Annotated in this window: 29 protein-coding genes and 1 tRNA gene; 19 read left to right on the forward strand and 11 right to left on the reverse strand. The window is 51.9% G+C overall.

Features of this window, described 5'->3' with window-relative positions; all coding sequences use genetic code 11:
• Positions 1–29: 29 nt before the first annotated feature.
• Positions 30–1028, forward strand: a complete 999-nt coding sequence (locus VGS11_06785) for a replication factor C small subunit (GenBank protein HEV2119790.1) — start codon at positions 30–32, stop codon at positions 1026–1028.
• A complete protein-coding gene (locus tag VGS11_06790) occupies positions 1006–2241 on the forward strand; it encodes a replication factor C large subunit (protein ID HEV2119791.1) in 1236 nt (411 codons plus the stop codon). The genes VGS11_06785 and VGS11_06790 overlap by 23 nt, the downstream gene beginning before the upstream one ends.
• Here VGS11_06790 and VGS11_06795 read toward each other — a convergent pair.
• Positions 2238–2429, reverse strand: a complete 192-nt coding sequence (locus tag VGS11_06795; GenBank protein HEV2119792.1) for a hypothetical protein — start codon at positions 2427–2429, stop codon at positions 2238–2240. The two genes, VGS11_06790 and VGS11_06795, sit on opposite strands and share 4 nt — an antisense overlap.
• Positions 2430–2502: 73 nt before the next feature.
• Positions 2503–3840, reverse strand: a complete 1338-nt coding sequence (gene purB, locus VGS11_06800; protein HEV2119793.1) for an adenylosuccinate lyase — start codon at positions 3838–3840, stop codon at positions 2503–2505.
• A gap of 71 nt (positions 3841–3911) precedes the next feature.
• Between purB and VGS11_06805 the strand changes: the two genes are divergently transcribed.
• The 7 genes from VGS11_06805 (at position 3912) to VGS11_06835 (ending at position 10195) form a co-directional block, all read left to right on the forward strand.
• Positions 3912–5258, forward strand: a complete 1347-nt coding sequence (locus tag VGS11_06805) for an asparagine synthase-related protein (GenBank protein ID HEV2119794.1) — start codon at positions 3912–3914, stop codon at positions 5256–5258.
• A 48-nt stretch (positions 5259–5306) separates the two neighbouring features.
• Positions 5307–5852 (forward strand): hypothetical protein, encoded by a 546-nt coding sequence (locus VGS11_06810; protein ID HEV2119795.1) that lies wholly within the window; start codon positions 5307–5309, stop codon positions 5850–5852.
• A gap of 31 nt (positions 5853–5883) precedes the next feature.
• A complete protein-coding gene (locus VGS11_06815; GenBank protein HEV2119796.1) occupies positions 5884–6342 on the forward strand; it encodes a rhodanese-like domain-containing protein in 459 nt (152 codons plus the stop codon).
• A gap of 157 nt (positions 6343–6499) precedes the next feature.
• Positions 6500–7117, forward strand: a complete 618-nt coding sequence (locus tag VGS11_06820; GenBank protein ID HEV2119797.1) for an RsmD family RNA methyltransferase — start codon at positions 6500–6502, stop codon at positions 7115–7117.
• Between the two features lie 194 nt (positions 7118–7311).
• A tRNA-Pro gene (locus VGS11_06825) sits at positions 7312–7454 on the forward strand.
• 145 nt (positions 7455–7599) lie between these two features.
• Positions 7600–9429 carry an ABC transporter permease subunit gene (locus VGS11_06830; GenBank protein HEV2119798.1) on the forward strand — a complete coding sequence of 610 codons (1830 nt, stop codon included), beginning with the start codon at positions 7600–7602 and terminating at the stop codon, positions 9427–9429.
• Positions 9430–9433: 4 nt separating this feature from the next.
• Complete coding sequence (locus VGS11_06835) at positions 9434–10195, forward strand: ABC transporter ATP-binding protein (protein HEV2119799.1); 762 nt, start codon at positions 9434–9436, stop codon at positions 10193–10195.
• Here the strand turns inward: VGS11_06835 and VGS11_06840 are convergent.
• Positions 10192–10614, reverse strand: coding sequence for an AAA-associated domain-containing protein (locus VGS11_06840; GenBank protein HEV2119800.1), 423 nt, complete (start codon positions 10612–10614; stop codon positions 10192–10194). The two genes, VGS11_06835 and VGS11_06840, sit on opposite strands and share 4 nt — an antisense overlap.
• 120 nt (positions 10615–10734) lie before the next feature.
• On the reverse strand, positions 10735–11622 hold the full coding sequence (locus tag VGS11_06845) for a TIGR03619 family F420-dependent LLM class oxidoreductase (GenBank protein HEV2119801.1): 888 nt from the start codon (positions 11620–11622) through the stop codon (positions 10735–10737).
• A gap of 135 nt (positions 11623–11757) precedes the next feature.
• On the opposite strand from VGS11_06845, the gene VGS11_06850 reads away from it, so the two are divergent.
• The 6 genes from VGS11_06850 to VGS11_06875 all read left to right on the forward strand — a co-directional run bounded on the left by VGS11_06850 (position 11758) and on the right by VGS11_06875 (position 16612).
• The gene (locus VGS11_06850) at positions 11758–12693 is read left to right on the forward strand and encodes an ATP-binding cassette domain-containing protein (GenBank protein HEV2119802.1); all 936 of its coding nucleotides are present in this window, start codon (positions 11758–11760) and stop codon (positions 12691–12693) included.
• On the forward strand, positions 12690–13454 hold the full coding sequence (locus tag VGS11_06855; protein HEV2119803.1) for a hypothetical protein: 765 nt from the start codon (positions 12690–12692) through the stop codon (positions 13452–13454). Before VGS11_06850 ends, VGS11_06855 begins: the two co-directional genes overlap by 4 nt.
• Before the next feature lie 68 nt (positions 13455–13522).
• Positions 13523–14263, forward strand: coding sequence for a hypothetical protein (locus VGS11_06860; protein ID HEV2119804.1), 741 nt, complete (start codon positions 13523–13525; stop codon positions 14261–14263).
• Between the two features lie 76 nt (positions 14264–14339).
• Complete coding sequence (locus VGS11_06865) at positions 14340–14651, forward strand: GNAT family N-acetyltransferase (GenBank protein HEV2119805.1); 312 nt, start codon at positions 14340–14342, stop codon at positions 14649–14651.
• A 97-nt stretch (positions 14652–14748) separates the two neighbouring features.
• Complete coding sequence (locus VGS11_06870; protein ID HEV2119806.1) at positions 14749–15216, forward strand: GNAT family N-acetyltransferase; 468 nt, start codon at positions 14749–14751, stop codon at positions 15214–15216.
• Between the two features lie 52 nt (positions 15217–15268).
• Complete coding sequence (locus VGS11_06875; protein ID HEV2119807.1) at positions 15269–16612, forward strand: FAD-dependent oxidoreductase; 1344 nt, start codon at positions 15269–15271, stop codon at positions 16610–16612.
• Between the two features lie 36 nt (positions 16613–16648).
• Here the strand turns inward: VGS11_06875 and VGS11_06880 are convergent, their stop codons facing one another.
• The 4 genes from VGS11_06880 to VGS11_06895 form a co-directional block, all read right to left on the reverse strand.
• Entirely contained in the window at positions 16649–17383 is a 735-nt protein-coding gene (locus VGS11_06880) for a DUF6081 family protein (GenBank protein HEV2119808.1), read from the reverse strand.
• A gap of 80 nt (positions 17384–17463) precedes the next feature.
• Positions 17464–17640: a VOC family protein gene (locus VGS11_06885; protein ID HEV2119809.1), complete on the reverse strand. Its 177-nt coding sequence runs from the start codon at positions 17638–17640 to the stop codon at positions 17464–17466.
• A gap of 267 nt (positions 17641–17907) precedes the next feature.
• A complete protein-coding gene (locus tag VGS11_06890) occupies positions 17908–18429 on the reverse strand; it encodes a DNA-binding protein (GenBank protein HEV2119810.1) in 522 nt (173 codons plus the stop codon).
• A 2-nt stretch (positions 18430–18431) separates the two neighbouring features.
• Positions 18432–19271, reverse strand: coding sequence for an NAD(+)/NADH kinase (locus VGS11_06895; GenBank protein ID HEV2119811.1), 840 nt, complete (start codon positions 19269–19271; stop codon positions 18432–18434).
• A gap of 125 nt (positions 19272–19396) precedes the next feature.
• Between VGS11_06895 and VGS11_06900 the strand changes: the two genes are divergently transcribed.
• The 3 genes from VGS11_06900 to VGS11_06910 are packed head-to-tail and all read left to right on the forward strand — an operon-like array spanning position 19397 to position 22090.
• Positions 19397–19792 (forward strand): translation initiation factor IF-5A, encoded by a 396-nt coding sequence (locus tag VGS11_06900; protein ID HEV2119812.1) that lies wholly within the window; start codon positions 19397–19399, stop codon positions 19790–19792.
• 58 nt (positions 19793–19850) lie between these two features.
• A complete protein-coding gene (locus VGS11_06905; GenBank protein ID HEV2119813.1) occupies positions 19851–20765 on the forward strand; it encodes a deoxyhypusine synthase family protein in 915 nt (304 codons plus the stop codon).
• A 2-nt stretch (positions 20766–20767) separates the two neighbouring features.
• Positions 20768–22090, forward strand: coding sequence for a signal recognition particle protein Srp54 (locus VGS11_06910; GenBank protein ID HEV2119814.1), 1323 nt, complete (start codon positions 20768–20770; stop codon positions 22088–22090).
• Between the two features lie 55 nt (positions 22091–22145).
• Here the strand turns inward: VGS11_06910 and VGS11_06915 are convergent, their stop codons facing one another.
• From VGS11_06915 to VGS11_06925, 3 genes are all read right to left on the reverse strand, one after another.
• A complete protein-coding gene (locus tag VGS11_06915; GenBank protein HEV2119815.1) occupies positions 22146–22502 on the reverse strand; it encodes a VOC family protein in 357 nt (118 codons plus the stop codon).
• A gap of 159 nt (positions 22503–22661) precedes the next feature.
• Positions 22662–22952 carry a hypothetical protein gene (locus tag VGS11_06920; GenBank protein ID HEV2119816.1) on the reverse strand — a complete coding sequence of 97 codons (291 nt, stop codon included), beginning with the start codon at positions 22950–22952 and terminating at the stop codon, positions 22662–22664.
• Between the two features lie 433 nt (positions 22953–23385).
• Entirely contained in the window at positions 23386–23589 is a 204-nt protein-coding gene (locus tag VGS11_06925) for a hypothetical protein (protein HEV2119817.1), read from the reverse strand.
• 82 nt (positions 23590–23671) lie between these two features.
• Between VGS11_06925 and VGS11_06930 the strand changes: the two genes are divergently transcribed.
• On the forward strand, positions 23672–24829 hold the full coding sequence (locus VGS11_06930) for an RsmB/NOP family class I SAM-dependent RNA methyltransferase (protein ID HEV2119818.1): 1158 nt from the start codon (positions 23672–23674) through the stop codon (positions 24827–24829).
• Position 24830 lies beyond the last annotated feature (1 nt).

Here is a 24830-nt window from a genome sequence, read left to right on the forward strand (position 1 = left end):
GGGAGCACCAACATGTGTGTTGGATCTGATTGGAAGCCGCTCTTTGGACTGAGAAGTACAGGCCGAAAAACCTGGACGACATCATGGACCAGGAAGAAATAGTTTCGCGGCTCAAGGATTTTGTCAAAAGGGGAACTATGCCCCACTGCTTGTTCGCGGGTCCGCCCGGGACGGGTAAGACTACAGCTGGATTGTGTCTCGCTCATGATCTGTTCGGGGAGCGATTCCAGGACGCGTTCAAGGAGCTTAATGCGAGTGATGAACGGGGAATAGATGTCGTGCGGACTACTGTGAAAGAGTTCGCGCGAATGGCTTCACTTACAACTGTTCCTTTCAAGATTCTTGTCCTGGATGAGGCGGACAATATGACCAGCGACGCTCAGGGAGCGCTTCGGCGGACGATGGAGAATTACACTAACACTTGTCGTTTCATTCTCTGCTGCAACTATTCGGGCAGAATAATCGAGCCAATCCAATCAAGATGTGCACTGTTCCGATTTACACCATTACCCGAGGAAAAGGTCGTAGAATCTCTCCATCGAATCGCAAAGAATGAGAACTTGAAGACCACTGACGGGGGTCTGAAAACTATTGTTGAAGTAGCCGAAGGAGACCTTCGAAAAGCCATCAACATTCTCCAAGCTGCCTCCTCTATGTCGAAGGGGATCTCCGAAGAGACCGTCTACCAAGTTGTGGGGAGAGCTAGGCCCTCTGACGTCCACGAGATGCTGAATCATGCCTTGAAGGGCGACTTTCTCAAGGCGCGGGATGAGCTTCGAACCCTTCTCGTCAAGTACGGGTTGTCGGGATCCGACATTGTTCGCCAGATTCACTCTGAAGTCTTCCGCCTCCCTATTCCTGAGAAGACAAGGATCAGCTTGATCGAGGCGATCGGGGACACGGACTTCCGGCTGGTACAAGGAGGAGATGAAGAAGTCCAGCTCAGTGCTCTGCTGGCCCATCTAGCTGCTCAAGCATCGGTTCATAGAAGTGTTCGAGAGGAACATGTCACAGCCCTGGACCGTTAGATACAGACCACAGACAACTCGAGAGATAGCAGGCAACAAGCCTGCACTAGAGAAGATTCGACAGTGGCTTGACTCCTGGTCAAATGGCAACCCATCCAAGGCCGCAGTTCTTCTGTACGGCCCTGCCGGGGTGGGAAAGACAACAGTTGCCGAGGCTATTGCTCGAGAGAGAGGATGGGACCTTGTAGAGATCAATGCCTCGGACAAGCGAGGTGGCGACATTCTATCGAGAATCGCTGGGCTCGCATCAACCCAATCTTCTCTGACCAGCAAGGGAAGACTCATACTACTGGATGAGGTAGACGGCATAAACCTCAGGACCGACTCGGGCGCGATCATTGCGATTCTCCGGGTAATCAAAGACTCCCAGTTTCCGATCGTTCTAACAGCCAATGACCCTTGGGATCCGAAGATCAGGCCACTGCGGGACGCATGCCTGCTCATCGAGCTGAAAAGACTAGGATTGCGCGAAGGAATCCCATTGTTAAGGGGCATCCTCGCGAAAGAAGGAGTGAATGCGGAAGAGCAGGCACTCAGGTCCATCATGGAACGGGACCGAGGCGATATGAGATCGGCAATAACCGACATTCAGATTCTGACTGGACCTAAAGAGAGCCTAACCTTAGAAGATACGGCGCTGCTGTCAACTCGAGACAGAACAGAGTCCATATTCGAAGTTCTGAGGATCATCTTCAACAGCAGAACCGTCGCCGAGGCGCGACGAGCATTGGACAGGTCGGATGTCGACCATGAAATGCTCTTTCAGTGGATACTGGAAAACACTCCAGGCCAAATTCCGAAACCTCGCGAACTCGAAGCGGCCATGTCAGCACTTGCGGAGGCTGATCTCTACTACGCGCGAATCAGAAAGACACAGTCCTGGCACCTACTATCTTACGCTCTCGATCTCATGACCGCAGGTGTGGCCGTCGCGAAGGAGACGAGCCCGGTTGGCTGGGTCTCGATGAAATTCCCGCAGCGAATTAGCTCGATGTCACGCAGTCGCCGAACAAGAGAGCTTCGAAAGGGGATTGGAGCGTTGATAGGTTACAAATCCCACTTATCAAGTCGAAGGGGAACCAAACTCTACTTGCCTATGATCCGGTTCATCCGCGAGCATGATCCTGAAAAGTATGACAGGATTGCAGAATGGCTTGATGCGAAAGAACCGCTGGACGAGATTCTCTCTCTGGAACCTGAGACAGCCGCCTAGCGGTTACGCATTACAAGAGCACCGCCAACGATCGCGATAATTGTTGAGATGACCTCAGCAACCAAAAGCTGTTGGAGCGCTTGAGCAGTGATAGTGGCTCCAGCTCCCATGGCGGTCGTGGCAGCAATTGCGCCCATGCAACCTGTGAATAGAAGGAGCATTCCTACTGTAAGAAAAGCTTCCTTCAAGCCCTACCACCTTCTATGCTCTAGCGGTTCGAAGCGAAATAAAAGTTTACTCTATTGTCGAATAGTGATCGTCCTATTCCTTCAACGCTAGGTTGACGAGTTCGCGCGTCACGCCGAGATACGTCCTGTAATCGAGTGCGTCCTTGATCTCCTGGGTCTTCAGCCTCTTGGAGATGAATTTGTCTTCGAGCAAGAGCTTCGAGAATGAAATCTTATTGTCGAGGGCTCTTATCGACATCTTCCTTATCCTCTCGTGAGCCTCTTGTCTCGGCACCCCTATAGCCACGAGCAAATTCACAATTCTCTCCGCAAGCAACGAGCCTTGTGATAGCTCCAAGTTTCTTTCCATATTTTCTGGAAGCACTTCCAAACCATCCAAGACATGTGTTACAAGCCGAAGCATTTCGTCGGTAAGAATAAAGGACATTGGGAAGATGAAGCGCTCGCTGGCAGAGTTGGATATGTCTCGCTCGTGCCAGAGAGGAATATTCTCTAGAGCCGGTATGACTAGCCCTCGCATTAACTTGGCCATGCTGGAGACCCTTTCGCTGAGCTCAGGATTCCTTTTCGATGGTAGAGCCGAGCTTCCAACCTGCTTCTCTCGCTCAAACGGTTCCATTACCTCCGAGATTTCGCTTCTCTGAAGATTCCGGACCTCCGTTGCGAACTTGTCTAGACTCGACCCTAGCAGAGAGAGATAACAAATGGTCTCCGCGTGTAAATCTCTCTGGACGACTTGCGTGACGAGGCCTGCTGGTTTGAGCCCCAACCTGCTCAACGCTCTCTCCTGAATCTTCAGCGCGTTTTTCCCAAGCCCAGCCCCATTTCCAACTATTCCGAGAATCTTCCCTACGAGAACTCGTTCTTCGACCTGGTTCAGTCTCTGCTGGTATCTTCGGACTTCCTCTAACCAGACCGCGAACTTGAGACCTAGAGTGATGACTCCGGCGTGGCGCCCGTGAGTCCGACCAACCATCAAGAGCGATCTGTGCTTACGAACCCTCGAAGCAAGGATCTCCTCGAGTCCATTGAGTCGTTTCTCTAGAACGGAGAATGCTTCCTTGAACTGGAGCGCCGTTGCAGTATCTTCAATATCGTAACTAGTTAACCCATAATGAACGTATTTACGTCCCTCACCGGTGCATGCTTCCGAGAGCGCCACGACCATTGCCATTAGATCGTGCCGAATTTCCTTCTCAATACCCTTGACATGATCCAAAGTCACTATCTTCGTATTTGCGTTTCGTCTGATTTCCTCTGCCGCTTCCTTTGGAATATTACCGACAAATGCTTGCGCCTCCGCAACCGCCGCTTCTACATCCAGCCATCGTTGGAGCTTGTTTTCTTCCTCGAAGATTCTCCTCATCTCTGGACTGCCATAACGGCCCGTGTCAATTGGAAGTATCGGCAATGTTACCGACCGAGCAAGGAAACAACTAGCCCATCATATTAAACAAACTCCGAAGAAAAACAGAGGAACAAATGACTGGTATCTGCGGCCTAATAGGCAGGGAATCGGCCGACCTCGAATCGAAAACGAAGATCATTCTTCCCCTAATGCGGAATCGTGGATCAGAATCTCAAACTTTCTCGCAAAGCGTCGCGAGCGGTGAAAGAATCGTGCTTGGGGTCTGCGATTACAATGGTCCGCGTTCATTTGACCATCAGGCGGTGCCGTTAGCCCTCGACGGCGTTTTGTTCAGTGATGACGGAAGAACAGACAAAGGCGGTCCGGCGGGTCCCGGCCGTCTCATCCAGACACCCGGAGCTTTCGCTTTCCTAACCTCGCTCAAGGATCAACTCATCGCGGGGAGGGACATCATTGGACAGAAGCCTCTCTATTTTGGAACTACTAAAGAAGGTACCACTGCCTTTGCCAGCCTGAAATCTCCTCTCATCTCGATCGGAATTCGAGAACCCGAGCCCGTTCCTCCAGGCAAAGTAATTCGAGCAGCCGCGGGAAGGTACGAGACGATCGTTGACCACTCGCTCAAACAGCCAAAGGAGGAAGCGAAAAGTGAGTCTGACGCGACTCTAGCTCTGGACGGACTCCTCACGGAAGCCGTCGGTAGAGTTGTACCACGAGGCTCGGGAATCGCGTTCTCTGGGGGACTTGACAGCGCTCTCGTTGCCTACATCGCGAAAAGTAAGGGTCTGGAGCCAACGCTGGTGTCGGTGGGACTGAAAGGACAGCAAGAACTAGCCCACGCGGAGAGAACCGCGAAGAGTTTTGGACTTCATGTCAACATAGGGGAATTCTCGAGTTCAGAGATTCTTGACTCGTTGCCGGAGGTCGTCGATATCACCGAGACCACTGACCCAACTATCGTGGGGATCTCGGTTCCCATCTATTTTGCCTGTCAGAGAATGCGCGAGATGGGCTTGAGCTACATCGCAGCCGGTCAGCTCAGTGATGAGTTATTCGGCGGTTACGGAAAGTTCGAAGACATCGCCTTGCGAGACGGGATGGAGAATCTTGGAAGGGAAATGTTCGACAGCGTTGTTTCCGCTTCTGTCAAAGACTTTGACCCCGGAGACAAGCTGGCTGTGTCAGCCGGTCTCGAACTTTGCTGCCCCTTTGCATATCTTCCCCTTGTCGAGTACGCCTTGAGGCTGCCTGCCTCATTGCGGGTTAACCTGGTCGACGGGAAAGTGATTCGGAAATATGTTCTGAGAAGAGTTGCCGCTCGCCTAAGACTTCCTGATACCGTGGTTGATCGACCCAAGAAGGCTGTTCAGTATTCAAGCGGGGTCCAGAAGGTTTTGTTAAAAGAAGCAAAACGTCGAGGAATAAGCCTCGGCAAGATGCTGGAATCCTTCACGAGATAGTGTGGAAGACTTATCCGATAGAGGACGCTCGTTCGCGAAGAATAGAAAATGGCTAAGACAGACAACCCCAGAGTCAGACATCCAAGGTCATTGCTAGCTGGTGGACTGGGCGTGTTCGGCAGCCTTCTCGCCATAGGCTGGGCCCTATTCGGCTACAACCTCCCAAGCGCTATCAATCTCGCATCGAGCCAACCGGACAACTTGATGCTTGCCCAATTCGGCGTGGCCTTCGTCGTGTTAATCGGCAGCGGTCTGATGCTAGTCAGGTACACACGGTTGGGCGGAGCAATCAATATTCTAGGAGGCTTGGCAACCTTCGCCATCGGCGTACTTTACGCTAGAACCGTGGAACAGGCCGCAAGAGCTGCAAGCCTGCAGGCTATTCCCCTCCGCTTTTCCCAGCTCTACACTGCACCCTTAGTCATACCCGTCGACCGCTTAGTGTCAACACTTCTAGTTGCTCCCGTCTTCCCGATAGCAACCCTTTTGGTTGTCAGTGGGCTCGGATCCCTCGCGACCTATCGCATGCATAGGCCGCACCATATCGGACCCGAAGCCAAACAGGCAGTTACGGTTCCTGCAAGCAATAAATAGAAAAACTCCCCCACTCCGTGCTGATACTAACATGTCAGATCGCAGAAACAAATCCCTCTTTCAAACCGATTCTAAAGTTCTCGCAACACCACCAGCGGACACTGGAGTCGCCCACAACCACTTCCTCTCCAAATTGTCCTTCGAAACCGACCCCTCAGACGTCTACCACGACATCATCAACAAGGTCTCCGGAATAATTGTCGTGGACGCAAGGACACCAGAAACGTACGCCAGAGGACATGTTCCAGGAGCTATCAACCTACCCCACCGAACAATCAATTCTACAACGACCGCCTCTCTGCCACAGGACAAGCTCATAGTGACCTATTGTGACGGGGTATTCTGCAACGCTTCCACCAAAGCCGCCGCGAAGCTCACGGCTCTCGGCTTCAAGGTGAAGGAAATGCTCGACGGAATGGAAGGCTGGCGAAAAGAAGGCTATCCTATTGAAGAAACTGTAATGCAAGTAATCGCCCCAGCGTCCCAGTAGGACCCGTCATCAGCAGTCTTCAGAATACGACCAAGTCATATGTCGAAATGGGTTGTCAGAAAGTCTGGGGCCTAAAAGAGGGCAGTGAAAGCCCAGTCTTACTGACCTGAAAATGATTCCTCCGACCGGGGTCAAACTTTCAAGGTCTCGGGGGCCTTTGATAGCAGTCCCGGGCAGGGTCATGCTTCCTCACCAGTATCTCAAGAAACTACTGGTGACTTGGAACTGGGTTCTGACACGACACGATAATGAAAGTTACAATCTGAGGATCGGAAAATTCTCCATCAAGATCACCCCTTACTTCTTCAACGTCATATACGGTGAATGGCTTGACTGGAAAAGATACTATCTGCCGTTCAGCCTCAAAGGCAAAACAATTCTTGACGTAGGCGCGGGGTGCGGTGAGACAGCTCTGTTCTACTTCCTTCGCGGAGCGAAAAGGGTCGTATGCGTTGAACCTGACCGACACCTCTCGGAGATCATCAAGGAGAACATTCATACCAATGCCTGGAACGCTGAGGTTCTCAACCGACAGTTCGACCTCGACCTCTTCGACATACAATTCGATTTCATGAAGATGGATTGCGAGGGTTGCGAAACCAAACTGTTCAATGCTACCTTACTGCCCCCTTGCGTCATCGAGGTTCACGATGAGCAGGTTCTAGCCGCTTTGAAAGCGGTGTTCAACCTTTCGTTAGGAGCTGGGAGCCTACAGTATCTCATCGGCGTATCGCAGAGACGCAAACGACAAGTCAACGACGAGAGCGCGATGTGATTTTACATTCCTCCAGAATTCGTCGTGAGAATTAGTCCAAAGTGTTTTGAAGGGGAAGACGTGGAATCGTCTCCTCAGACGGTGGGAATTGGGTTGACCATCCTGAGACCGGTCGATAGAATCTTGCCTAATCCGCACTCAACCTCTTTCCTTTATAGAAAGAGACAAAGCCTATTGACTATCGTAGAAGCCGAGGGGCCGTCGTCTAGCTTGGTCAAGGGGATTGACCCCGCCCAGAGGATACCAGAGTCCAATCGTGGACGGTGACCCTGGGGCGCTGGCGACTCCGAGAAATCGGGGCCAGAGGTCGTGGGTTCAAATCCCACCGGCCCCACCATCGACCATACTTTCCTCCGCAATCAGAAAAGTCCGCGAAAAAAAAATCGAGAAGCATCACTCGAATCGTCAAGTCCGAGTGCCCTTTTATAACGAAAGCCAACCGTCCACTTTTCTAAGAATATCGGATAGAGTTCATTTTGCATGTGCCAAGGCCGAGCCTTAGAAGACGCATTATCTCATCCTCGGCCGGAGAAAAGACCACCCTCTTTACACAGATTCTTCTAATCGCGATAGCGATCGTGGCAATCGGTCTGCTAATTGTCGAAACAATCGTCAACGGTGCCGCCAACTCGATCATGTCCAACAATTTGACCCCCAGCATTCCCTATTTCGCGTTTCGAACCTTGACGCGGATGTCTGTTGCTTACGGATTCGCGCTCGCCTTTGCGTTGGCCTTCGGCATTACCACGGCGATGAGCCACCGCGCCTCCCACGTGTTACTCCCACTTCTAGACATATTCCAATCAGTCCCAGTTCTCGGGGTTCTGCCCGTTGTCTTTCTCTTGATTCTAGGAAGTGGAAGCGGGCTTACTCCTCCCGAATTCAACCAAGAAATCGCCTCGATAATTCTGATTTTCACAGCAATGGCTTGGGCACCGACGTTCGGAGTCATCGCTGGAATAAACGCTATTCCCAACGACCTCAAGGAAGCTGCCCACGCCTACGGCATGCACGGAACTCGATATCTACGCCAGATCGTTCTTCCAGCAGTATTCCCGGAGCTGGTCTGGAGTAGTATACTTGCATGGGGTGGGGGATGGTACTTGATACCCATAGAGGAACATGTATCGTTCGGTTCTACGAGTGTCGATCTGCCCGGGATAGGGAAGTACATCTCTGTGGCGGCAGCCACGTCCGACCTAGGCTCAGCGCTTTTCGGCCTAATTGTCCTAGTTGGGATAATTTTCGCCATTGATCGATTGGTCTGGAAGCCCCTTGGAACTAGGGCTGAGAAATACAAATACGAAACGATAGCCGCACCCAGAACAACAGCGACAAGACAGAACTCTGTAGCAGTAGGCGTGAGAAAATACGAAGACCGTCTAGTTTCGCCTGTACTCTCGTTCTTCAAGTCAGAGAGATCCTACACGGCTAGAGTTCTGGAGTTGACCCGTTTGCGACGCATACGCCACATAACCGAGCGACTGAGATTTCCGGAACGAATCAGCAGGATACCGTTATGGGGCAGACTGCTCAGCTATGGGATATTCATCGGACTCGTTCTTTTGGGCCTCATTGTTACGATAATGTCACGATCCCAATCGATTGCCAACGGCATTTCCCTCCTTGCAACTGACGTGACAGCCCTCGAACTGATCGTTCTTACCCTTCTATCAGTCTCTAGACTCGTCACAGCATATGCCATTGCCCTTTCATGGACTCTGGCAGCAGGCATACTGATAGCGAGAAGCCAAAGGTTATCCAGATTGCTCGTGCCGGTCTTTGATATTGGACAGTCTATTCCTGCAACAGCCTTGTTTCCTATCGTCGTGATACTTCTCGTTAACCCTTTCAAGAGCTCCCCCTACCTGGGTTTCACCCTCAACCTTGCATCAGTGCTCTTGATCCTAACCGGCATGCAGTGGTATCTGCTGTTCAATATCGTCGGAGCAGTGAATAGCGTTCCTAACGACCTCTTGGAGGCGGCTGCGGCCTACAGGATTCGAGGAGGGCGTTTCGTCAAGGAGATTCTAATTCCCGCCTCATTTCCCGCAATACTCATCGGGAGCATACAGGCATGGGGCGGAGGCTGGAACGCGCTCATAGTCTCCGAGTACATCGGATCTGACGCCAATGTTCCTGGGCTAGGTTCATTTCTGGTTAAGGCCACGCTATCAACAAAGGACCCAGTACTTGCCCCCCTTGAGATCTACGCAGCCCTATTGGTCATGACGGCAACGGTCTTGATTATCAACCGGCTGGTTTGGCGGCGATTGCTGCGAAAGGCTGACAGATACAAGTTTGAGGGATAACTTGTTGAGCCAAGCAACAGGGCCGATACTCCAAGTCAAGGAAATTGCAAAGATCTATCCCGGTGAGGGTAAGAGCACAACCGTGCTCGACCATATTTCATTCGACGTCTACAAAGAGTTCCTCTGCATAGTCGGACCTTCTGGGTGTGGAAAGAGTACACTTCTGCGAATAATCGACGGACTTGACAAACCGACAAGCGGCCAAGTTCTCTTTCATGGCCAACCGATCACAAGTCCAAGCCCGAAGATAGGTGTAATCTTCCAAACATTCGCCCTCATACCGTGGAAGACTGTGCTTGGAAACGTCTTGATGGCGATTTCATCAGAATCAATTCACAAGGAGGAGCAGTTGAAGATCGCCCAGAAATATATTCAGGATGTCGGGTTGGAAGGATTCGAATCGTCCTATCCGAAGGAGCTCTCTGGGGGTATGAAGCAACGAGTTGGAATAGCCCGGGCCCTCGCACTCCAGCCGGAGGTGTTGTTGATGGATGAGCCGTTCTCAAGTCTCGATGCCCTGACAGCGGAGAACTTGCGACGTGAAGTCTTGGACATCTGGAGAGACCCGGCCTATCCGACTGGTTCGGTGATTATGGTCACCCATAACGTGCAGGAGGCCGTTGAGATGGCTGATAGGGTGATCGTATTGAGTGCACGGCCAGCGAAGATAGTTGATGATGTTAAGATCGATCTTGAGCGTCCGAGGAGTCCTCGGGACCCGGTACTCTATGACCTTGCGGACCGAATAATTTCGAAGATCAGTTAGTGGCTGTGGGTCTTCGGCAGCAATCTTTCCGATTGTCCATCGTAGCCGAACAAGCCTGTGAAGACTCCCCAGCTGATGATTATGCTGATCAACGTTGGTATGTCGAGAGTGGGTCCATACTTGGAGCTGATGAAACGGGCGAGCGTGAAGCGGGTGACTTGTCCCTGTTCTTTGAGCAGTTTTGCGATGTCGGAGAAGGGCTCAAGGGTTTCCAAGCGCTGATGAACGAGCTTCTTTCGTTCAGCTATCCTGCTGTTGAGCGCTTTTGTGCCCAGCTCTGTCAACGATATCTCACCCTCCTTGACGGTGACGAGACCGAGGTACTCGGCTGTGTCGATGATGGGCAGTAGCTCGTCAAGGTCGATGCGAAGGTCGATGGTAAGAGTTGCGATGTCAGCCTTTCCATTGTACGCTTTCAAAAGATCTAATAAACCGAAGACGCGATTCACGCCGGCGGTAGGAAGCATTCTAGTAACAGGAATCGTTTGGAATCGATCGGGGTTAAAGAACTTTGGATAAGCCACTCGCTCGTCTGCCTATCAGCTGAGAAGTTTCGATAATGTCTTGATCGATTCTACCTGGTTTGCCACATTTACTTTTCCGTCTGGGCTAGGCACGGCAACAAGGTAAGTAACTCCGAGCTGTTCGAGACCCGAGAGTATTTTCTTGTTTTGAGCCTGGTTTCCAGATAGCATTATGCGTCTCTCGCCCTGGGGGGATTTGTACTCGGACTGCTCAGCCTTTGTGTTTATGCCGATTCGAACGCAGATCGCTTTGGTTTTCGCTTCTGGAGAGACCTTCCCGAAGTCTGCGACGAGTTTTGCGAATTGATCGAGGGGTTGGGCGTTGGGATGCCAGGCATCACCGAGGGTTGCGGCTCGTTTCATTGCGGCTTTGCTAGTTCCACCAATCCACATCGTAAGACGCTTCTGAATCGGGTGAGGCTCGAAGACGGCATCGTTGAATTCGATCCCCAGAATACGGCTCTTGAAACTTGTCTCTCCCTTCCAGAGCGCTCTTATCAGTCGAATCGACGCGTCAAGCCTCCTGCCTCGGTTGTGGAAGTCTGATCCTAGATGGACGAATTCTTTCTCGTTCCATCCGGCACTCGTTGCCAGCACGAGTCTTCCGCCGCTGAGGTTGTCAATAGTAGCGAGTTGTTTGGCAATGACAACAGGATTTCGGATCGCCATGACGAGTGATGATATTCCCAGCCTTGCACGGTTGGTAATCCCTGCAAGATAGGATATTGTAGTTATACTGTCGAATATTTTCTCGTAGGGAGTCCCGCTGTTTGTTGGCATCAGGATATGGTCGGTGGTCCAGAGAGAGTCACAGCCGGCGCGTTCGGCCTCCGAGGCTACTGTACGGAGAGCTTCGGGCGACGATGATTCGCCGTAGTTCGGGACACCCACGCCGAATTTCATATTCACCGCATTGTGCCTCTGGTTGATAACGTTCTTCGGATTCGCCAGCTTGGACCCTAGTTGGATCCAAGTGGCGCTGGTTCAACATTTTTATCGCCCATATTGACGAACGAACGCTTCCCAAGCTTGTTTGCAGTGGAAACGCTAGACCTCTCGAAGAGGTACGGGAAGACTGACGCCCTCCGTGGCCTAAACTTTACGGTCAGCGAGGGCGAGATAATGGTAATTCTAGGCCCGAACGGCTCCGGCAAGACCACCCTCCTGATGATCCTCTGCACGATTCTCAAGCCGACATCAGGCACTGCCAAAGTTGTGGGGATTGATGTCGTGGAAGAGGGGACCAAGGTCCGAGAGGTTATGGGAATAGCGTTCCAGGAAGCACGGGGGTTCTGGCGTCACAAACCTTCCTCGATCCTGCGCTTCCATGCGTCCATGTTCGATATCGACCCAGCGAAACGTCAAGACTTGATCGAGCGGACGATGAAGGACCTGGAGCTTTGGGAGTCACGCGACAAGATGTTCATGCATCTATCTGGTGGTCAAGCGAAACGGCTAGAGACCGCCAAAGTTCTCATTCAAAAACCCAAACTGGCGATTTTTGATGAGCCCACGAGCCAAGTGGATCTGCGTGGTAAGAGGAAGATCTGGGACAAGATCCGCGAGCTGAGAGACCAAGGCTCCACGATCATCGTGGCCACGAACGAGGTGCGAGAGGCAGAGTACCTTGCGGACAGAGTCACGATACTGCACCAGGGCCAAAGGGTGGTATGCGACACGATTCCGAAGCTGAAAGACGCAATCGCTGGCGGAGATATTGTCGAAGTCGACTTTGAGGACCCTGTTTCTGGGAAACTCGTTGACGACCTCAACGGGCTCGGCGGCGACGTGTCCCTTTCATCTGAAGGTAATCAACTGCGGGCGAAGGTCTCGAAAGCAGAAGATTGGGTTCCGAAGATGACATCCGCCAGCTATGTCGCGGGTGCTAAGATCGCTTCGATCCGGATAACGGAACCTTCCTTAGACGATGTGTTCCTACACTTTACGGGCAAAGCCTTGGCGGACCAGCCATGAACCGCGTGTTGACACTCGCAGCATACAACGTCAGGATTCTGTTATCGGAGAGAACCTGGTTCGTACTAGCTTGGGCCCTGTTCGGATTGCAGATTGCTGTGTATGGATCTTTGATGTCAAAGCTGGTATCGACCGCCGTCCCGAACTATCTCTTCTTCTATGCGATAGGACTAATGGTCATTACAGTATTCGATTCAGGAGCTGATGTGGGCCGACACTTCGTCGAGCACGCTCACGAAGGAGAACTACCATACTTTCTCTCGCTGCCAGTCTCACGTGGAGGATTCCTGGCAGCCCAGGCTATCTATGGGGTCGCGAATACGATGATCAAGGTTCTGCCACCTCTGCTCGGTGTCCTATGGTTTGTCGGCGACTTGACAATTCAGGGGGCAGTGTTCGCGCTGATTTCGATGTTTCTCCTCGGGCTAGGAATCACTGGAATAATGGTGTCAATGTCGTTCATCGCATTCAAGTCCGTAGACATCTACAGCGCATTCCTCGCCGGGCTATCAGCATTGATCGTCCGGTTCAGCACGGTTTTCTACCCGCTCATCTTCATGCCCAATTTCTACTCACCGATCTCGGTATTCAGCCCCTTGACCTACGGAGCAGACCTGACAAGATGGGTCCTGGGCTTCGATCCCGAGTTCCTCATCAATCCCGTTCTCGCCGCAGCGGTTGTCACAGGAGTTGCGGTCGGAACTCTATCGCTGAGCGCGAGAATAGTCGACAAGGTCATAGAGGGAGTGAAGGCGGCCTGAGTCAACTCTCTAGGCTCGTGCGTATCGCACGGACAGACTTCTCGTATTTCTTCCGCACGAAATGGTTGATGGCTGTCCTGATAAGCCTAAGCCTTTCCGACATGCTTGTCGTTGGCCTTGTGTATGGAAGAGTGATTCCTTCCAAGGTTGCAGGCGTTTCGTATTTTCAGTTCCTGGTCCCTGGGATCGTTGTGGTCGGCTTGTTTTCTGCGGCAACTGACACGGGCCGACGAATCTGGCTCGCCCTCCGAGAGGGAGTCGTGCAATACTATCTAACGCTACCAATACGGACAAGAGGCCTCGTAGGAGCCTACATCATTTCTGGCGGCCTCGGCGGAATAGTATACTCGGGCGCGCTACTGGTCATCGCGTATCTTGCGCTCACACTCCTTGGAGCCAGCTCAATTCCCATTCAGGGAATATTGTACGCCCTCGTACTCATTCCCTTCCTGTTCGTTCTCTCGACAGGAATCGCTGGTCTAGCCGCTTTCTTCGCAAGCATATCCCGAAGAGGGGAGATCTACTGGGTCTACGCTCAGGCCCTCCAAGTATCGATGGTCACGCTCAGCACCATATTCTATCCCGCAACAACCATAGCCAAGTATCTCCCAGCACCTGTTGCAACGATAGCGGAATACAACCCTCTTAGCCTCGCTGCGGGCGTTCTCCGAAACTCGGCCTTCGCTGGAAATCCTCTCGACAGCGTCGCGCTAACAAATCTGATTGCGAGTTCGCTTCCGCTCGCAATAATCGGAGCCCTCGCATATTGGGCCATTCTCAGAAACATAAGACTCAAGGGAAAACCCTGAAAGTGGCCGAAACAGCGCGTCGAAAAACCATCAAGCGGTTCAGTCAGAACCTTCTCTCACGGTGACGAGTCACATATTGCTTGACGTTCTGAACGATGCTTTCGGCAGCTTTGCCAACGTGCCACGGACAATGGCGGTCCTTTCGTCAGAGCGATTCGACCCGGATGGATGCTTCATTGCAGAGGAGAACGGAGCGCCAATCGGATGCGTGGCTGCCACAAGACTTCCCCGAGACAAGTGGTTTGTGATAAGATACCTAAGCATCAGACCCGCAATGCTCCAGACAAAGGTCGGAGAGAGTCTCCTCGAAAAAGCAATCAAGTACGTGGAATCAAAAAGGACCAGAATTCCTGAGAGCGACTACTCCGGCGATACAGCCCTACGTTGAGATTTACAAGAAGTTTGGGTTCAAGCCGCTTAGAAGAGATTTTCGGATAAGCTGGCAGGTAGATGATATCCCAGAAGCTGCGAACTCTAGGCTTGAAATGGAGGAGGTCTCAGACGAGACCATGGATACCGCTAGCAGTTTGCTTTTCCAGGCGTCGAGTCCCTACTGGGACTGGCGGACGGAGGAGGAAAGCGGCAAGCTCGCTGTTTCCGAATCATTCAAGGAGGAAAGCTCGCACGGAGCCAAATGGATTCTCGCTAGACTAAACAAAGAACCGGTAGGGTTAGTAGGAATTATCCCTGACTACTATGAACCGAGAATAGCTTGGTTCCGAGGAGCGTTTGTCCTCCCAGAGCATCGGGGAAAGAGAATCGGCTCCACTCTGATGTCTGAGACCGCCAAACGGGCGAAGAACTTGGGCCAAAGAAAGATGATTGTCTACACCTTCTCCTACTTAGACAGTCTGGCGCCGGGAGCCCTACTCTACCTAAAGACTGGAGGCAAAATAGAGGCCGAGTATCTACAGTTTGCTAGAATGTGGGTTCCGTCCAATTCAGGAAAGTAATGCATAACCCGAATATAGCATACCGAACATTCTCTCCAGTGAGTAAGGTCTCTTGGCGTCACTGGAACCGTGGGACGTGACCATCATTGGCGGGGGAATACTCGGGACCTCAGTTTCCTACTGGCTAGCGAACCAGTACGAGGGCCGAATCGCAGTTATCGAGAAAGAACAACAGGTAGCAGTTCACACTTCCAAGAGGAATACTGGCGTCGTCCACCGTCCATTCTACTTGGACCCCATCAAACGCCGAGTCTTTGCACGATCATCGCAAGCAGCCTACGGAATGTGGAAATCATACGCGAAAGAACGAGGCCTGCCCTGGCTACCGGTGACGACACTGGAAGTTGCGACGCGAGAGGATGATCTAAAACGGGTGGAGAAGTACTATCACTGGGGCGTGGAGAATGGGATGGGAGAGGACGAGCTGGAAGTTCTCACCGCAAAGGAAGTGCGAAGGCTCGAGCCACACGTAAAAGGGCACGGGGCAATATGGTCGAAGACGGACACCTCAGTCGACTACCCCTCGTTCACACGCTCCCTACGCGGAGACGCGGAACGCGAAGGAGTCAAATTCATTCTCGGCTTCGAGGTCAAATCGATCAAAGTAACCAAGAATTTCTTGGAAATCCAGCCGAAACACGGCGGAGAAGCGATTCGAACCCGGTTCCTCGTAAATTGCGCGGGAGGAAACTCAGTGCGCATAGCTCACATGCTAGGCCTTGGAAGAGAATATGCCGACCTCAACTTCCGGGGAGAATACTGGGAAGTTGGACAAGAATGGTCATACCTAGCTTCTAGAAATATCTACACTGTAGCACAGCATCCAGAATTGCCATTTCTTGATCCACACTGGATATGTCGTGCTGATGGTCGTCGAGAGATCGGGCCCAACGCTGTCCCGGTCGCGGGACCATACACTTACACAGGTTTTTTCAAAAACCCGATACAAGCGTTGCAGAAGATCCTCGAACCTCCCATGGTGAATAAGGCAGCTCTTCTTTTCAACAAAGATTTCCTGACCTTAGCGGGAGAGGAATGGAAATCATCCATTTTCAAGTCAGAAATGGCACGAAGAGCCCAAGAGTTCATTCCGGAACTCAAACTAGATTACTTGACGAGACCGGGAATTGCAGGCGTACGCGCGCAAGTGATAGATCGGCATGGGAACTTCATCAAGGAAGCTATCGAAATCATGGGTCCGTTTTCATATCACATTACAAACTATAACTCACCTGGCGCAACAGGGTCGCCTGCCTACGCTGCCTGGCTCGTTCAGAAACTCGGGTCCCTCGGCCTTTTGGATCTTAGGAGGAGGACCTCAACATTGCCCAAGGGACCCTGGAAATATGACTCAGTAATCAGTATGGTGAGCGATGCGCCGAGAATAATCGCCTAGGACGTCGAACTCATGATTGGAGGAGACGGTGCTCAATCATGGAATGGAGTATCTGAAATTCTTCCAGATGCCAGTGGCGCCCTGCCCGTGCACCGACATACTTCCCTTCTCCGGGTCGACCGGCTTGAGTGTGAAGAGTCCCCAGCCCACCATGATATCTTTGGGAGCGACTGGAAGGCTCTCCGTCTTGAAGAACGTCTTACCATCAACAATCCATTCCGCCCGCTTCTTCTCCGCGTCGATTCTGACAGTGTAGTGGTGCATCATTTCGGGCTTCGTTCGGACTCCTGAAAACGGTGCCTCAATAACGTATGTGAACGCCGTCTTCTCATCTGTAACGCCAGGGATCAGGAGTCGCTCATAGATTGCTCCTATTTTTTTCCCGGTCGTGATGAAGTCAAATATCATGCCCGTCGAGAAATCCATGAGTATAAGGCCTGCGAACGCATCCTGTAGATCATCGGCGTTGCTTCTGTAGGTTTCGGCTCCCATATCAGCTTCGAAAACAGTTACCTGATCACGCGATACAGGAAAGGTTCTGGTGGACCCGTATAGTTGTTTGGGATCGTCAAACATGTGGATCGTGTCGTGTTTCCGCGTGAATGGATCTACTGTTAGAGCTAGACCACCATTTCGGGACGAAGTTCTAGCCTTGGGTTCTTCCCATGTCCAGTTCTCCCCGTTTCCCATGGGAAAGCTGAGGATCTTCCATTTCGAAGGGTCAACGTGCCCCTTCGACATGTCATCGTAAATGGTTGTTTCTGTCTTCAACAAGGCTTTCTCATTCGCATGTGGGACCGGTTACCGGATTTAATTGTTCTGAAAGTGCTTCACGTCCAGTAAAAGTCAAATCATTCTGGGGGAGCGTCGCCTTTGGGTTCCCAGAGTTCAATCCGGTTCCCTTCAGGGTCGATGATCCATCCGAACTTGCCATAGTCATATTCTTCCCGCTTCTCATCGACCTCTACGCCTTCCCCCTTCAGCTGATCCAATAATCTGTCGAGATCCCTAACTCGGAAGTTGATCATGAAAGGAGCCGCACTCGGATCAAAATACTTCGTATCATGTGGGAAGATTGACCAAACAGTGTAGCCAATTTGTTTGGCATCGTCTTTCTCTCACCATTGAAACATGGTCGTGCTAGACTCTTTGCTTTCCAGTTTGATCCCCAGATGACTCGTGTACCATGCCATTAGTTTTCCTGGGTCTTTGGCTTTGAAGAATACGCCTCCGATGCCTGTGACCCTGGTTGCATCAGACGAGTAGTCTTTTTGATGTCGCTTACTGAAGGCGATTTACCTCACAGATTGGCCTCGTGATATTTTGGAACGAGATAATACCTTCCTTTTCAGCTCTGTTCCGCACACTCTACACGCCTTCTCGGGTCCCCTGGATCTTCGATGACAGGCGGGGCAATACATTATCCAGTCAAACTTGTGAGCGATTCCGAAATTGGCCAGTGATCCATAGTTGAGACGAAGATGCTCGGCCATATTCTGCACTGCATAGTCATCGCTAACTATCGTGGGGTCCTGCCCGTCTTGTTTCAGGTCGAGAGCGAGGGCGACAACCTCTCGGTCGGCTTGGGAAACATGGCCTTTCTCACCTGCTTTTGCGCTGATCGCCTCCACGGATTCCATGGCCCGAGGAGATGGGAATCTGAGGATCACCTTGCCCTTCTCCTTGTTCACATGAAATCGCAGCTGTGTTATCGTCCCTCTCAACAGCTCGTCCTCTACAGCGGGGACCGTGTACACTTCTCCTCGTCGGGTTGGGTTGAAGCCCATGATGAATGCTGACGTGTCTAGGACGAGCACCTTCAACCGTTTTCCCTTTCGGAGGACAGTCTCCTGAGACTCCTCTGTAGGAATGAGTCGCCGAACCTGACGAAAAACGTGCTGTTGCCAGATTTTCTGAACGATAGCGATTGTCCGATTCTGATTTCCCTCTCAAGACGACCGTCAATGACAAGGTTGGCGCTTGGACCCGGTTCTGCCACCCGCAGTTGTACGCCTGCCTTCACTGGTACTACGATGGACCTGACTGGTTGGAGAGGGGCGATCAGAGTTAGCGATACACTATCCATTGAGGTTTCGAGAACGGGTCCTCCTGCTGAGAATGAGTGGGCTGTCGAACCCGTTGGGGTGGAGACAATGATTCCGTCGGCGCGAGCTTGGAAAACCTGTTTGCCTCGCAAAGCTAGGTTGAGGTTGAGCATTTTCGCGGGTAGGGTTGGAAGTAGGAGTGCCTCGTTGAGTGCTTCGCCCACAACTTGGTTCTTGTGAAGCACTAGGAGTTTCCATTGCTCCTCCAGTTCGTAAATGCCTTTCTCCCACTTGGTGAAAGCAGTGTCGAACTCGAATGGTTCGACTTCTGTGAGGTAGCCACGGCGACCCATGTTGACTGCGAGGATGTGCGTCTTGGGTTTTGACATCTCCTTAGCAGCCTTCAGTACGGTCCCGTCTCCTCCCAGCGTGACCAAGAGATCGATCCTCATTCGCCTGAGAGGTTTGCCTCCGGGAATCTTCGCTGCTCTTGCTAGTTCTTCGTCTGGGACTGATCTGAAGCCGTGCTGTTCGATAATCCCGTGGATCTTCTTAGCTTCGTTGAGGATTTCCTTCGAGCCTTTCTTGGCTAGGATGCCGACCGCCTTGGGCATGACTATACAGATCGTAGAAAGCTGGAATGGACCAGTTGAAAAGAATTCTCTAGCAATGGCCTCCGAATCACGCGAAGTCTTTTAGATGGAAGTCCAAGCCGACGAGCTTCTAGGACGCAGTTTCATTGAGCAAGCCGGTCGAAGTTGGCAGTTTGAAGATTGGCCAGTACGTCATCATTGATGGCGAACCCTGCAGGATTGTAGAGTTCGAGAAATCCAAGCCTGGCAAGCACGGCTCTGCAAAGGCAAGGATCGTGGCGATAAGCGCGTTCACAGGCCAGAAGCGGAATCTCATCAGCCCCGTTGATGGGAAAGCCGAGGTCCCGCTCATAGACAAGCGAACGGGACAGGTTCTTTCTATCTCCGGAAATCTTCTCCAAGTGATGGATATGGAGAATTATCAGACATTCGAGACACCTATGCCTGATGACGAGGACTTGAAGAAACAGATGGCTTCCGGAATTGAAGTCGAGTACTGGAGCGTCATGGGACGGAATATGGTCGTCCGCCGAAAGGGCTGAGTAATCCATCACGAGTAAAGGTCCTGCAACAGTAAGACACCTGCGGCTGTGGCCCGGAATGACGGCCGAGGCTCTCGTTCGAGAGATGAGCGCAACCGGGGTCCTGGGCGCGGGGCGAATCGGGGCGGCAGCTGATGTTGTCAACGGCATGTTCCGAGAGCCGGACTATACAAACGTCCTGACTCTCGCTGGCCCGATGGTTCCGTCAGGGTTTCGGCTGCTCATTGGAGATTTGATCGATCGAGGGTTTCTCGACGCGATCGTGACCACGGGGGCGAACTTGACCCATGATGTGATTGAGGCCCTTGGCCTACACCATTATCAGGGCACCTTCCAAGTTGACGACCGTCTCCTGATCAAGAAAGGGTATAGTCGGATCGCGGACATTTTTGTTAAAGAAGAATCATTCCAGATTCTAGACAAGACCGTCAGAAAACTTCTGGGAAAAATTCCAGCTGATCAGAGGCGAGGGGTGGCATTCTCGGACATCCTGAGAAAAATCGGCCTCCTCTTGCGTGACAAAGATTCGATTCTATACAAAGCCGCGCGTAACAAGGTTAAGGTCTTCTCGCCAGGGCTTCTGGACTCGATCTTGGGTCTCAGCCTCTGGAGTTTCTCGCAAACCGGGTTGCTCCAGTTGAATCCGATGGCAGATGTGACAAATATGGTGGAGATGGCAATGACCTCGAAAAAGCTCGGAGTCCTGATTCTAGGAGGAGGATTGCCAAAACACCACACTCTCTTGGCCAGTGTTCTCCGAGAGGGAGTTGACGCGGCGGTTCAGATAACCGCGGACAGACCAGAGCCGGGAGGATTAAGCGGTGCTCCACTGGCTGAGTCGATCAGCTGGAGGAAAATCCGGAAAGGAGGAAGGTTTGTCGACGTTTACGGTGATGCAACTATCTGTTTCCCGTTGATAATCGCTGCTGTCCTTGGGAAGGTTAAGAAGCGCGTGAGAACGTTAAGAGAGTAGTCTTGGAAACAGTCAGCCGTTCTCTGACGGACGCTGTCCGCAAGCTCCTGCGGATGCCGAACGTCGACGAGAAGGCGATCAAGGAGCTGGTGAAAGACCTCCAGAGAACGCTCTTGCAGGCTGACGTGAACGTCGAGCTTGTTCTCCAGCTGTCCAAGACAGTCGAAGATCGTTCGCTCAAGGAGAAACTTCCTCCAGGCATCACTCGACGGGAGCACGTTGTGAAGGTCCTATATGAAGAAATGACGAAGTTCGTCGGTCAAGACCCGGCCAAGGTCGAGGTCCAACCTGGAGTATTCCGCAAACTCATGCTCGTCGGAATTCAGGGTACCGGAAAGACTACTAGTTCGGTGAAACTGGCACGGTTCTTCCAAAAAAGAGGATTGAGAGTCGGCATCGTCGGCGCTGATACTTACCGTCCGGGCGCTCTGGATCAATTGGAACAATTAGCGGCAACAGTGGAGATTCCGGTCTATGGTGAGCCTGGCAACAAGAAGCCCGAGGAAATCGCAAAGCATGGTCTCGACCACTATCGGAAGGAGAAGACTGACTTGGTGATTATCGATACCGCGGGACGGCACAGGAACGAGCGGGACTTGATGGACGAGATGAAGAGAATTGCTTCTGCTGTGAAGCCCGACGAGATCGTGTTGGCTATCGACGCGACTATTGGACAGCAGGCGATTACCCAAGCTCGGGCCTTCCACGAAGCAACTCCCGTCGGGTCGGTGCTTCTGACGAAGATGGATGGATCTGCGAAGGGAGGAGGAGCGCTCTCGGCCGTCGCCGGGACCGGCTCGAAGGTCAAATTCATCGGAACCGGAGAACGAGTCGAGGACCTGGAGCAATTCGTTCCAACGGATTTTGTCGGGCGGCTCTTGGGAATGGGCGATTTGAACGCGCTTCTGGAGAAAGTGAAAGAGGCGGAGGTGCAGGTTCCAGAGGCGAAAGTCAAACAGTTCATGGAAGGTCGTTTTACGTTGAAGGACATGTATGATCAGATGGAGAACCTTCGCAAGATGGGACCATTGAGAAAAGTGTTGCAGATGATTCCGGGTGGTGTGAGTCTTCCTGAGGAACAGTTGGGTGTCGCGGAGGAGAAGATGAAAGCGTGGAGAGTCATCATTCAGTCTATGACCAAGAAGGAGCTGGAGGAGCCTCGATTGGTCGACAGCTCTAGATCGAAGAGGATAGCGCGAGGTGCGGGTCGGCCAGAGCGCGAAGTGCGAGAGCTAGTTAACCAATATTTCACGATGCGGAAGATGATGAAGCAGATGAAGCGACGTGGGCCTATGATGAAAGGCATGCCATTCATGAAGAAGTAAGTGTCTCCAGATGAAACGCTTCCATTAACCGGTAAATCGAGGAAAAACGAAAACATCAGGCCTTACGATGATCGTGCAGCTCGATCATGTTTCCCCAAGGGTCTGTAAGTGTACCTGAATTCTTCCCCTTCCGTTTGACGGAGTATACTTTCTTTTCCAATTGCTCCGCAGCACTTTCGAAGCTGAGGACGTGAAGGCTGATCGGAGTATTGTTCCCGTCTCGGAGAACCAGCGGTGTAATTTTCGGGGTTTTGTATAGGGTTAGCTCTCCCAGCCTTGTGGCGATGACGCTCCATTCAGGCGAGTGCTCTTTGAGCTCGAATCCGAGCGTGTCACAGTATAGTTTGACCGCCTTGTCCATGTCTCCTACTTGAAGGATGATGTGTCCGATGTCACTGACGAGTTTTGGCAAGTCTAATTCCTTACAGCTGGTGGACGAAAGGGCTTATTCTTTTCGCTCGACCCGAGCTTTGGTTTTCTCTGGCAGAAAGTAGACCCAGAGATAAATGACCCTAAGGGACGGGCTAGAATGTCTGAACCGTACACCTGTGATCTTCCTCGAATAGCCAGACTAGAGGACTCTGACGGCGACGTGGCAGGCCGGGCAGAACTGGTAGATGCTGTAGATCTCGGAGGAGTCCTTTCCCTCTTCAATGTCATGAACCATTATCGCAACCATTTCCTGCATGCAGGGAGAATGGTGCGAGTCATCCATCGGTGTAACCTCCACTTTTGCTCCTTCTGGCATGCTCTTCTCGAGCTGAACAACCAAGTCTTCCGACTTCTTGAGGGGAAACTCGTCGAAGGGAATGTGGGGAAAGCCGTTGAGCAACTGAGGGCCTTTCTTGACTGTCTTTTTCAATCCATATCCCGAAATTCAATCTCTTCTGTAAGGTATCGAATTTTAGCCTGTGAGAGACCAAGTTTAAGCCTTGAGTAACTCACGGAACGCGACGGGTCCAACTAAGGTCCTAGGCAGGGAAGACGAGCTTCTGAATAGGGGCCACATAGTGCGTTGAAAGCGCGCCTGTTTCAGGAAGTCTGCGGGGACTACCACTCTCGCGTCTCGAGGGTCGCTCGCTAGTACCCCCCTTTTTGATCGGAAGATTTCCTGTCTGGCAGTGATTCTGGGCGAGATGGGTGGTTTGGGGTGTGATTCGGGCTTGGATGGAAACCTGTTTGCTGGAGTTATCCGGATATTCCCGAACGATTTTCGGGGGAGAGTTTGGGGATGCATCAGACTCGAGATCAGGGCTGAAAATGGGCGATTTCTTGGGTCTCGTCGTGACTGGTAGCTAGAATCGACGCTTGAATTTACGAATCGGGTGCTGTTTTTCAATGGAAAACCAGTCTCCACCACAATGGTTGGGGCACGCTTTCTCGTCGAGCTGTAGCATCTCTCCCTCAGCATAGTTGAGCTGTCTTCTTCTCTCCTCGAAGGTCCGCTCAAATTTGACCGCGCATTTTACGCAGCGCAGTTCCAAAACAACTCTAGCCATCCAGTGGACCTTTTTCTGCTCCCCGAGCGAAGGTCAAGGGTAATTAAACCAGAAAGCCGCCCGACAGTAAAGCGACCCTACAGTGCTTCTCGAACCTCCTGAGGAACGATTGCGACTAGATCCGGAACTAGAACAACGTCTCCGTAAAACATACGGCCCGAGAACCGATAGAGTTCTCTCAGCGATGGCCGCGCCACCCTCAAAATACTATTTCCGAATAAACACTCTCAGAGCCGAACGGGACAATGTCATCCAATCAACGCTGTCCAAAGGTCTTCATGCAGAAGCTCACCCGGGGCTGGATGACGCCGGGTTCCTTCATCCGCGACGATCGAAGATAGAAACCGACGGGAGTATTGTGGTGGCGGACAGGTTCGCCGCAGAGGCGGTCCAACTGGGGGCCCATCTCTATGCTCCGGGTGTGAAGAGATGTCATAGGCTGCGGCCCGGGATGAAAGTAACAGTGGTCGACGAGAACGGAACTCCGGTAGGTTCTGGCGTCTCTCATCAAAGTGAAACAAGCATCTTGACCTATCGGCAGGGTTTGGCCGTGGAGACCACTCGCAGTAGAACAGGCATGCCCAGTATAATCGACACACCATGGTACTCGAATGGGCAGATTCATCTCCAATCATTGCCGGCTATTCTGACAAGCCATGTCCTGGATCCGAAGCCTAGGGAGACAATAGTCGACCTCAACTGCGCGCCAGGTGGAAAGACAAGTCACATCTGCCAGCTGACTTCGAACCAAGCCAAAGTAATCGGTTTCGATCGCAATGAGCGGAAGATTCAGAAAGCAGGGGAACTCATGCGAAGGCTGGGTTGCGCCAACTACCAGCTCATTTCGCACGATTCAAGATACGTTCACCTAGATTACAACATCAAGGCCGACCGAGTATTAGTCGATCCACCCTGCACCGCTCTGGGAATAGTCCCGAAACTCGCAATCGAGACTAGAGCGAAGAACGTTGACAGCTCAGCAGAATATCAAAAACAGTTTCTATCGGCTGCATCTCATCTCGTCAAGAAAGATGGAACAATCGTGTACAGCGTTTGCACAATTACCAAAGAAGAGTGCGAAGACGTTGCGGAGTTTGCACAGAAGGAATTGGGACTAGTGTTGGATCAGCAAGTTCCATTTTTGGCAGAAGCAGGGTTCGATTCGGATCAGCTCACACAAAGATTCAATCCTGACATTCACGAGACAGGATATTTCATGGCCCGATTCATCAAGAACTGAG

The organism is Candidatus Bathyarchaeia archaeon (assembly GCA_035935655.1).
GTDB lineage: Archaea > Thermoproteota > Bathyarchaeia > 40CM-2-53-6 > 40CM-2-53-6 > 40CM-2-53-6.